The organism is Sandarakinorhabdus sp., assembly GCF_040398645.1.
GTDB lineage: Bacteria > Pseudomonadota > Alphaproteobacteria > Sphingomonadales > Sphingomonadaceae > Sandarakinorhabdus.
Map to the genome: position 1 here is coordinate 12,404 of NZ_JBBATR010000046.1, position 6,806 is coordinate 19,209.

At 64.8% G+C, this 6,806-nt stretch carries 7 protein-coding genes; 3 read left to right on the forward strand and 4 right to left on the reverse strand.

What is annotated here, in order from left to right:
- On the reverse strand, positions 1–963 hold a 963-nt coding region (locus ABWP50_RS10255), incomplete at its 3' end, for an N-acyl-D-amino-acid deacylase family protein (RefSeq protein WP_502951031.1).
- 37 nt (positions 964–1,000) lie between these two features.
- Entirely contained in the window at positions 1,001–1,459 is a 459-nt protein-coding gene (locus ABWP50_RS10260) for a hypothetical protein (RefSeq protein ID WP_353217895.1), read from the reverse strand.
- Between the two features lie 156 nt (positions 1,460–1,615).
- Between ABWP50_RS10260 and ABWP50_RS10265 the strand changes: the two genes are divergently transcribed.
- Complete coding sequence (locus ABWP50_RS10265; RefSeq protein ID WP_353217896.1) at positions 1,616–2,230, forward strand: PadR family transcriptional regulator; 615 nt, start codon at positions 1,616–1,618, stop codon at positions 2,228–2,230.
- A 9-nt stretch (positions 2,231–2,239) separates the two neighbouring features.
- Here the strand turns inward: ABWP50_RS10265 and ABWP50_RS10270 are convergent, their stop codons facing one another.
- Entirely contained in the window at positions 2,240–3,181 is a 942-nt protein-coding gene (locus ABWP50_RS10270; protein WP_353217897.1) for an L-threonylcarbamoyladenylate synthase, read from the reverse strand.
- 53 nt (positions 3,182–3,234) lie between these two features.
- On the opposite strand from ABWP50_RS10270, the gene ABWP50_RS10275 reads away from it, so the two are divergent.
- Positions 3,235–4,989 (forward strand): acyl-CoA dehydrogenase, encoded by a 1,755-nt coding sequence (locus ABWP50_RS10275; protein WP_353217898.1) that lies wholly within the window; start codon positions 3,235–3,237, stop codon positions 4,987–4,989.
- A 21-nt stretch (positions 4,990–5,010) separates the two neighbouring features.
- On the opposite strand, the gene ABWP50_RS10280 is transcribed toward ABWP50_RS10275, so the two are convergent.
- Positions 5,011–5,487, reverse strand: a complete 477-nt coding sequence (locus ABWP50_RS10280) for a vgr related protein (protein ID WP_502951032.1) — start codon at positions 5,485–5,487, stop codon at positions 5,011–5,013.
- Positions 5,488–5,664: 177 nt separating this feature from the next.
- On the opposite strand from ABWP50_RS10280, the gene dnaK reads away from it, so the two are divergent.
- Positions 5,665–6,806 (forward strand): molecular chaperone DnaK (gene dnaK, locus ABWP50_RS10285; protein WP_353217899.1); only part of this gene is annotated, 1,142 nt, incomplete at its 3' end.

Genomic DNA, 6,806 nt, shown 5'->3' on the forward strand with positions numbered 1-6,806 from the left:
TTCCAGCCCGCCCGATTGCACCCAGATCGGCATCGCCGCATCCAGCCCGGTGGCGCCAGCGGTGTAGTTGTACATGTTGGCGGTGATGCGGATGCCGCTGGCGCGGGCGGCTTCGATTTTGCCGATAATGGTATCAAGCTTGCCCCAATTCTTCTGGCCCGACATTTTCATGTGCCAGATTTCGGCCGGGCCGCCGGATTGGCGGGCGATGTCGATCAGTTCGTCCACCGCCTGTTCGATGCGGTCGCCTTCGGACCGCATGTGGCTGATATACATGCCGCCGCAGGCCGCGCTGGCCTTGGCCAAGGCGATCAGTTCCGGGGTTTCGGCATAGGCGGCCGGTGCATAGATCATCGATGTGCCCAGCCCCAGCGCGCCGTCGTTCATCGCCGCGCGCACCAGGGCCTGCATGCGCGCCAATTGCGCCGGCGTGGGATCAATATCGCTTTCGCCCACTTCATGCACGCGCACCGTGGTGTGGCCGACGAAACTGGCGACGTTGGGCGCAATGCCCTTCTTTTCCAGCGTGGCCAGATACTCGGCCAGCGTCGTCCAGGTGATCGGATACTTGATATCGTCCTGCCGAGCCAAGCCCAGCCGCTTCATCTCCGGATTGAGCGGCCCCATCGAATTGCCTTCGCCCATGATTTCCAGCGTGACGCCCTGGCGGATATCGCTTTGCGCCCGGCCATCGATCAGCAGGCTTTCGGTGGCCCAGCTGAGCATGTTCACAAAGCCCGGCGATATCGCCTGGCCCCGCACGTCGTTGACCGCCGCGCCCTTCACCACGCCGGCCGGCGTGGTGCCCTTGCCGATGGCAGTGATGCGATCACCGTTCATCGCCAGCCAGCCGGCATAAGGCGCTGCCCCCGAACCATCGACGATCAGGCCATTGGTGAGCACAACCGGCTTGGCACTGGCCGATGAAGCGAGCAGGACAGCAGCAACAGCCAACAGGCGCATGATCATTCCCCCTTTTGAACGGGGGCAGTCTATGGCGCTATTCCGGGGGCAACAAGGCGGCAATGCCGGCCAGATATGGCACCAGTTCAGCGCCGCGGCTCCCGGCCATCGGCGCCAGCGCAGCCGCCGCCCGCGCTGGCCGCGATGCTTCGGCCAGTGCCAGCAGCAGGCGCTGCTCATCCGCGGCCACGCAGGCGTGAAACGGCAGGTGCAGCCGCAATGGCCGCACTGCCCGCTGCGCCAGGCCAAGGATCAGGCAGCGCAGCAGGTGCTCCAGCCCCAGGCCGTGTTCGCCAAAGCGCCGCTGCAGCAGGGCATGAACATGTGCATCGCGGGCGCTGCCCAGCGGGCGGACCATCGCCAGCCGGCGCACGCACCACAGCAGATCGCGCTGTATTGGCGTCAGCCCGGCCGGATCGTCCCGGCGCTGCGGGCCCGAAGGCTCTGCGCCGGGCTGCCCTGCATAGGGCCACATTGTATCATGCTGCACAAACATCGGTCACTTCTCCATGGCATGAATGATGGCATTAATGCGAATGAGTTGCAATTGCAATCTTTGATCGCGATGCCGAATTTGCTGCACTGCTCTTGTAATACACTCGTTCAAGATATATCTTAAGACCTCCCCCATCCTCTATCCGGAGTCTCCCCCATGCACTTCCGCTTCAATTTTGACGGTGAACGTTTCAACAAGGAGTTTAGTGGCCGCTGGGCCGGCCGCGGCAGCCGCTGGGCTGCTTTTGCCCGCGCCTTTGCCGATGAGTTCGGCGACGGCTTTGATGGCTCACGCCCCGGTCCGGGCCGCCGCCGCCGGCGCTTCGGTGCCGATGCGCTGAAGATCCTGACGCTGCACCTGCTCAAAGCAGAGCCGCGCCACGGCTATGATCTGATCAAGGCCATCGAAAACCTGTCTGGCGGCCTCTATTCGCCGTCACCGGGCATGATTTATCCGATGCTGAGCATGCTCGCCGATGAAGGCCTGATTGCCGAAATCGCCAGCGAGGAAGGCCGCCGCTGCTACGCCATCACCGACGCAGGCCGCGCTGCGCTGGATGCGGCGGAGGAGCAGTTGAAAGACGCACTCCAGCGCCTGGACGATATGGCGAAGTGCAACAGCGACAGCGAACAGGGCCCCCTGCGCGAGGCCATGCATGATCTGCGCACAGCGGCGCGGGACGGCATGAAAGACGCCGAATCCCGGGCTGAGCAGGCACAAGCCATCGCCGCCATCCTGCGCGAAGCCGCCGAGAAAATCGGCAAGCTCTAACCGCTGGCCTCAGCGTCTGGGCGCGGCCGCGCGGGCCAGGCGATCATTGATTGCCTGGCCCAGGCCGTGGCTGGGCACCGGCGCCACCGCGATGCCGGCGCGGCCAGACGCCTGCGCGCTGTGCAGCAGATCGAACAGGCGGACGGCGGCTTCCGTCAGGTCGCCAGTTGCCGACAGCGTGGCATCGCCGGCAACGCTGCCAAAACCGATGTGAAATTCCGCCTGTTCTGCTGTGAGTGCCTCCAGCCGCACTGGCTGCTGCGGGGCATAGTGCGATGCCAGCATGCCCGGCGCCACGACCGGGCCACCCGTGGACACGGATGGCAGCGGCGGGCCAGCGGCGGCACCCAATTCCTCAACCGCCACGGCGCCGGGGCGCAGCAAACGCCAGCCGCTGGACTCGATTGCGACGATGGTCGATTCCACGCCGGCCGCGCACGGCCCGGCATCGATCACCGGAACGTCGGCAAGCGACTCCAGCACATGCGCGGCGCGGGTTGGTGAAATCCGCCCCGATGCATTGGCCGACGGCGCCGCCAGCGGGCCCACGATGGCGATCAATTGCTGCATCACCGGATGCGCCGGGCAGCGCAGTGCAATCGTATCGAGCCCGGCTGTGACCAGCAACGCCACGGGCGCATCTGCCCGGTGCGGCAGCACCAATGTCAGCGGCCCCGGCCAGAAGCGCGCTGCCAGCTGCTGCGCCAGCGGCGAAAACACTGCCAGTTTCTGCGCCTGGTTCACATCAGCAACATGCACGATCAACGGGTTGAAGCTGGGTCGGCCCTTGGCAGCATAAATACCGGCAACCGCTGCGCCATCATCGGCGCGCGCGGCAAGGCCGTAGACGGTCTCGGTGGGCACCGCCACGATGCCGCCAGCGCGCAGCAGCGCCGCCGCTGCGGCAATGCCGGCGGCGTCTGGAGCGATGATGCGGCTGTTGCTGGCCATGCTGCGCGTCTATACGGTGATGTTGTTCAACCCAAGGCCGGAAAATCGCGTCCATGCCCTACACCGCTCCCACCACCGAACAGCGTTTTGTGCTGGATGTGATTGCCGATCTGCCGGGGCTGGCGGCGCTGCCGGCCTATGCCAATGCCACGCCCGATATGGTGGAGGCGATTCTGGCCGAATCCGGCAAGATGGCCGCCAATGTGTTTGCGCCGCTGAATGTGGTGGGGGACAAGGTTCATGCCCGGCTGGCGGACGGTGTCGTCACGCTGCCGCCGGGCTTTGCCGAAGCCTATGCGCAATATCGCGATGCCGGCTGGGCCGGGCTGGGCGTGGCCGAGGCCCATGGCGGCCAGGGCCTGCCGTTTGCCGTGGCTGTGGCCGTGCAGGAACAGATCACCAGTGCCAACATGGCATTCGCGCTGTGCATGATGCTGTCGCAGGGCGCGATCGAGGCGTTGGCGGCCCATGCCAGCCCCGAATTGCAATCGGCCTATCTGGCAAAGCTGGTCACCGGGGAATGGACCGGCACGATGAACCTGACCGAACCGAGCGCGGGCAGCGATGTTGGTGCGCTGAAATCCCGGGCGGAGCCCGGCCCGGATGGCAGCTGGCTGATCAAGGGCACCAAGATCTACATCACCTGGGGCGAGCATGATGCCGCCGACAATATCGTGCACCTGGTGCTGGCGCGCACCCCGGACAGCCCGCCCGGCACCAAAGGCATCAGCCTGTTTCTGGTGCCGAAATTCCTGCCCGGCGGGGTGCGCAATGATCTGAAATGCGTTGGCCTGGAACACAAGCTGGGCATCCATGCCTCCCCGACCTGCACGATGAGCTTTGGTGATCATGACGCCTGCACCGGCTGGATGGTCGGCCATGAAGGCGGCGGCATGCGCGCCATGTTCACCATGATGAACAACGCCCGCGTTCAGGTCGGCCTGCAAGGCGTGGCCATCGCGGAGGCCGCGACTCAGCACGCGCTGGATTATGCCCGCACGCGGGTGCAATCCGCCAAGTTCGGCGCCACTGGCCCCGGCGCGCGCGATCCGGTGCGCATCATTGAACATGCCGATGTGCGCCGCACGATCATGACCATGCGCGCGCTGACCGAAGCGTCGCGGGCGCTGGTGTATCTGAATGCCGCCGCCGTTGATCGGGGGCATGTGGGCGATGCCGCCGGTTCGGGCTTGGCCGATCTGCTCACGCCGATTTCCAAGGCGTGGGCGACCGACATCGGCGTGGAAGTGGCCAGCATGGGCGTGCAGGTATTTGGCGGCATGGGCTATGTTGAGGATAGCGGCGCCGCGCAGTATTTGCGCGATGCCCGTATTGCGCCAATTTATGAAGGCACCAACGGCATCCAGGCCATGGATCTGGTCAGCCGCAAGCTGCACCAGGACGGCGGCCAGCATTGGAAGGACATTTTGGGCGAGGTGCGCGCCACGCTGCACGATCTGTCCGATGATGCGGAATTGAAGCTGATCACGCCGTGGCTGCAGGATGCGCTGGATGCGGCGCAAACCACATCGGTGTGGCTGGCCGGGGCCAACAATCCCGATGATGTTGCGGCCGGCGCGGTGCCCTATTTGCGGCTGATGGGCCTGACATTGGGCGGTTGGTTACTTGCAAAGCAGGCGCTGGTCTCGCGTCACCATCCCGATCCGGTGTTTGCCGCGGCCAAACGCACCACGGCCCGGTTTTTTGCCGAACAGCTACTGCCGCAGGTGCAGGCCCTGTCAGCCAGCGCCATGCAGGGCGCCGGGCTTTTCTATGCGATCCCGGAGGATGCGCTGGCGGCCGGTTAACGCTGCGCCGCGCACAGGTTGCTATTTCCAGCCCGCAAAGGGGATGATCGCCGCCAGTGCGGCCAATGTGACGGAATCACCCCGGACGCGCGCGCGAAAGCCGTGTTCGACGATGCAGGCCTGTTGTTCGATGCCATAGCGCGCAAACGGCTTGCCCGGCACGATCTTGTAGCGGTAGCGCGCCCATGGCGGCCGGCGCAGCGCCAGATGCCCGCCGGTTTGCACCTGCCAGACATGTACCAGCTCGTGTATGAAATGCGCCTGGCCGCCGAGGCCTTCGCCAGCGAAATCCGCGCTCCAGTTGCCGCCCTTGGGATGGCACCAGATATGGCCATCGGGTGCCATCGTGACCCACCGTGGCTGCAATGCCCACCACTTGGCGCGGTGCACCAGCACCCGCGCCGCATCCAGCGCCGCGCCGAACACACTGGCCGCCAGCGCCGTTTCGCCGCTAGTCAACATGCGGCTCTGCGTCATCACGTCCTTGGCTTGTCGCATGATTGCTTCCGTTAATCGCGGGGCCGGCGTCTTGCAGCGCCAGATTCGCACCTTATATCGCCGTGGTGAGATGAACAGGCTGGGGCACTGGCCAACACAACCAACCGGGGACGACCCTGCCGCGCTGCCTTGATGGGGCGCAGCAGGCTGGCCCCACAGATTAAGGAAGAGCCGGACATGGCAAAGGTAATCGGGATCGATTTGGGCACCACCAACAGCTGCGTGGCTGTGATGGAAGGTTCGGCGCCGCGCGTGATTGAGAACGCCGAAGGTGCGCGCACCACCCCCAGCCAAGTGGCGTTTACCAAGGACGGCGAGCGGCTGGTCGGCCAGCCCGCCAAGCGCCAGGCCGTGACCAATCCCGCCAATACCGTGTTTGCCGTAAAGCGCCTGATCGGCCGCCGGTTTGATGATCCGCTGACCAGCAAGGACGCTGGCCTGGTGCCTTATGACATCGCGCGCGGCCCCAATGGCGATGCCTGGGTGCGTGCCGGCAACGAAGATTACAGCCCGTCGCAGATTTCGGCCTTCATCCTGCAGAAGATGAAGGAAACCGCCGAGGCGTATCTGGGCGAAACCGTGACGCAGGCCGTCATCACCGTGCCGGCCTATTTCAACGACGCCCAGCGCCAGGCCACCAAGGATGCCGGCAAGATCGCCGGCCTGGAAGTGCTGCGCATCATCAACGAGCCAACGGCGGCTGCGCTGGCCTACGGCCTCGACAAGAAAACCGAAGCCCGCACCGTGGCGGTGTATGATCTTGGCGGCGGCACCTTCGACATCTCCATCCTCGAGCTGGGCGATGGCGTGTTCGAAGTGAAATCCACGTCCGGTGACACGTTCCTTGGCGGCGAAGATTTCGATGCCAAGCTGGTGGAGTTTCTGTCGGGTGATTTCAAGAAAGCCGAAGGCATTGATCTGACCAAGGACAAGCTGGCGTTGCAGCGCCTGAAGGAAGCCGCGGAAAAGGCCAAGATCGAGCTGTCTTCGTCGGCTGCCACCGAAGTCAATTTGCCGTTCATCACGGCTGATCAGAACGGCCCCAAGCATCTCGTCAAGTCGATCACCCGCGCCGATCTGGAAAAGCTGGTCATCGATCTTATCGAGCGCACCCGCAAGCCGTGCCTGGATGCCATCAAGGAAGCCGGTGTGAAGCCGGGCGATCTGGATGAAGTGATCCTGGTTGGCGGCATGACCCGCATGCCGCGCGTGCGCGCCTTCGTGAAGGAGCTGTTTGGCAAGGAGCCCAACACCAGCGTCAACCCCGATGAAGTGGTCGCCATGGGCGCTGCCATCCAGGGCGGCGTGCTGCAGGGCGA

Bases quoted from the DNA above. Each gene is read 5' to 3' on its own strand.
- ABWP50_RS10260 (WP_353217895.1), bottom strand. From the start codon at position 1,459: ATGTTTGTGCAGCATGATACAATGTGGCCCTATGCAGGGCAGCCCGGC.
- ABWP50_RS10265 (WP_353217896.1), top strand. From the start codon at position 1,616: ATGCACTTCCGCTTCAATTTTGACGGTGAACGTTTCAACAAGGAGTTT.
- ABWP50_RS10270 (WP_353217897.1), bottom strand. From the start codon at position 3,181: ATGGCCAGCAACAGCCGCATCATCGCTCCAGACGCCGCCGGCATTGCC.
- ABWP50_RS10275 (WP_353217898.1), top strand. From the start codon at position 3,235: ATGCCCTACACCGCTCCCACCACCGAACAGCGTTTTGTGCTGGATGTG.
- ABWP50_RS10280 (WP_502951032.1), bottom strand. From the start codon at position 5,487: ATGCGACAAGCCAAGGACGTGATGACGCAGAGCCGCATGTTGACTAGC.